This window comes from Allostella sp., assembly GCF_041913585.1.
In the GTDB taxonomy this organism is placed as follows: Bacteria; Pseudomonadota; Alphaproteobacteria; order ATCC43930; family Allostellaceae; genus Allostella.
On record NZ_JAYSFE010000057.1, the window covers coordinates 1 to 2,832 of the forward strand.

Consider the following 2,832-nt stretch of genomic DNA (forward strand, 5'->3'; position numbering starts at 1 on the left):
TAGTCGCCGCCGCACCAGTCGGGGTCGGCCATGATCGCCTGGCGGCCGACCTCGTGGAACGCGATGTTCTGGGCGGAATGGCGGGCGGCCGTCGCGATCGGAACGGCGGCGAAGACGCGCTCGGGATAGCTCGCCGCCCATTGCAGGACCTGCATCCCGCCCATCGAGCCGCCGATGACGCAGAACAGCCGCTCGATGCCGAGATGGTCGATCAGCAGCTTCTGCGCCCGCACCATGTCGCCGATGGTGATGACGGGGAACGAGAGGCCCCAGGGCCGCCCCGTGGCCGGATCGATGTCACGCGGCCCGCTGGTGCCGAGACAGCCGCCGAGCACGTTGGCGCAGATGACGAACCAGCGGTCGGTGTCGATCACCCGGCCCGGGCCGACCAGCATCTCCCACCAACCGGGCTTGCCGGTGATCGGGTGCGTCTCGGCGACGTACTGGTCGCCGGTCAGGGCATGGCAGACGAGGACGGCGTTCGACTTGTCCGCGTCGAGCCGGCCATAGGTCTGGTAGGCGACGGTGAAGGGGCCGAGCTCGACCCCGGAATCGAGCCGGAGCGGCCGGTCGCGGCCGAACTCCACGCGATGGCCGGGGAGATCGCGCCAGAGTGGCGGCGGCACCAGCCCGCTTCGCATGGCCGGCGCGGGAGCCGGCCCGCCCGACGACACGCTCATCGCTGACCTTCCGGGGCTGGGCCCTGCGGGTGATGGCAGGGCCGGGATCGTTAGAAACCACCCCCGCAAATGTCAATGTTTTCTTTGCTTTCACGCCGGCCGCGGACTATCAGTAACGCCCTTTTTCGCCCGTTCGGCACGGCTGCCCCACCCCGCTCCATGACGTCCACCGTCGCCCCCAGTCTCGACGACCTCCGCCGCCGCATCGACGCGATCGACGACGGGCTCCTCGACCTCATCCAGGAGCGGGCGGCGATCGTCGGCGCCATCGCCGCCGCCAAGCGCGCCTCGGGCAGCGCCGGCGCCTTCCGGCCCGGCCGCGAGGCGCAGGTCATGCGCCGCCTCGCATCCCAGCTCGACGGCCCCTTCGGCGTGGCGACGATGGTCCGGCTGTGGCGCGAGATCATGTGCGAGTTCACCCGCCTGCAGGGACCGTTCTCGGCCGCCGTCGACTGCGCCCCCGACCGCTGCGGCCTCTGGGACTTGGCGCGCGACCATTTCGGCGCCGAGACGCCGCTCGCCGCCCACGGCTCGGCCGAGGCGGTGATCGGCGCCGTCGCCGCCGGCGCGGCGACGGTCGGCGTGCTGGCGCCCCCCTCCGCGGCGCCGGCCGGCGCCTGGTGGCCGCGGCTGCGGAGCGCCGACCGGGCCCGGGTGCGGATCATCAGCCGCCTGCCCTTCGCCAGCCCCGGAAGCGCCCGTGGGCCGGTGCGCGACGCCGTCGCCGTCGCCTGCCTGCCGACCGAGCCGTCCGGCCACGACCGCAGCTTCCTCGCCGTGCCCGCCGCCGGCCCGGCCGAGGCCGCGGACCTGCTGCACACCGCCGGGCTGGCGCCGTACGGTGCCGCCGTCGCGGCCGACGGCGCCGTGCTCGCCGAAGTCGACGGCTATCTCGACGACGCCGATCCGCGCCTCGCGCGGCTGCCGTCCGGCACATTGGTGCTGGGCGCCTATGCCGTTCCCCTGGCGGAAAGCGGCGGCGCCCGCGGCTGAGCCGGCCGGCGGACCCGCCAACCGAGGAATACCCGATGAGCACGTCCCGGACCGAAGCCGATCCCGTCGCCGCCGAGCCCCTGCGCCTCCAGCCCAAGCCCGGCATCCTCGACATCGCCGCCTATGTCGGCGGCGACCATTCGGTGGAGGGCGTCAACCGCGTCTTCCGGCTCGCCTCCAACGAGAACACCATCGGGCCCAGCCCCAAGGCCCGGGCCGCCTATGCCGCCATGGCCGGGGAGATCCACCGCTATCCGGACGGGCACTCGGACCGGCTGCGGCAGGCGATCGCCCGCGCCAACGGCCTCGACCCGGCGCGCATCGTCTGCGGCGCGGGCTCGGACGAGCTCCTGCAGCTCCTCACCAAGTCGTATGCGGGCCAGGGCGACGAGGTGCTCTACAGCCAGTACGGCTTCATGATGTACCCGATCGCGGCGAAGTCGGTCGGCGCCGTGCCGGTGGCCGCGCCCGAGCGCGACCTGCGCACCGACATCGACGCCGTCCTTGCCCGGGTGACCGAGCGCACCCGCATCCTCTTCCTCGCCAATCCGAACAACCCGACCGGCAGCTACCTGTCGCGCCGGGAGATGCGCCGCCTCCACGAGGGGCTGCCCGGCAACGTGCTGCTCGTCATCGACGCGGCCTATGCCGAATATGTCGAGGAATCCGACTACGAGCCCGGCATCGAACTGGTCGACGCGGCCGAGAACGTCGTGATGACCCGCACCTTCTCCAAGATCTACGCGCTGGCCGGCCTGCGCCTGGGCTGGCTCTACGGGCCGCCGGCGATCGTCGACGTCCTGAACCGGGTGCGCGGACCGTTCAACGTCACCCTCGCCGCCCAGGAGGCCGGCGTGGCGGCGGTCGAGGACAAGGCCTTCGTCCAGCATTCGCGCGACACCGCGACGCGCTGGCGCGAATGGCTGACCCGCGAGCTGGCTGCCCTCGGCCTCACCGTCTATCCGAGCGTCGCCAACTTCGTGCTCGTCCGCTTCCCCGACGAGCGCGGCCGCGACGCCGCGTCGGCACTGGCCTTCCTCAAGCGCCGCGGCGTGCTGGTGCGCGGCATGGCCGGCTACGGCTTGCCGGACTGCCTGCGCATCGGCATCGGCGTCGAGGACGAGATGCGCGCCGTGCGGGCGACCATCGCCGACTTCCT

3 protein-coding genes are annotated in these 2,832 nt (G+C 72.8%); 2 read left to right on the top strand and 1 reads right to left on the bottom strand.

The window, feature by feature from the left end; genetic code table 11:
• Positions 1 to 641, bottom strand: a 641-nt coding sequence (metX, locus tag ACE3Q3_RS12520) for a homoserine O-acetyltransferase (protein WP_374446602.1), incomplete at its 3' end; no start/stop codon positions are given.
• A gap of 198 nt (positions 642 to 839) precedes the next feature.
• On the opposite strand from metX, the gene pheA reads away from it, so the two are divergent.
• Both pheA and hisC read left to right on the top strand, forming a co-directional pair.
• Positions 840 to 1,673 (top strand): chorismate mutase, encoded by an 834-nt coding sequence (pheA, locus tag ACE3Q3_RS12525; protein ID WP_374446533.1) that lies wholly within the window; start codon positions 840 to 842, stop codon positions 1,671 to 1,673.
• Positions 1,674 to 1,708: 35 nt separating this feature from the next.
• The coding region (hisC, locus tag ACE3Q3_RS12530; protein WP_374446534.1) for a histidinol-phosphate transaminase at positions 1,709 to 2,832 on the top strand (1,124 nt) is incomplete at its 3' end.

What these genes read in the sequence shown, in the direction of transcription:
- pheA (WP_374446533.1), top strand. Translation starts at nt 840, where the DNA reads ATGACGTCCACCGTCGCCCCCAGTCTCGACGACCTCCGCCGCCGCATC.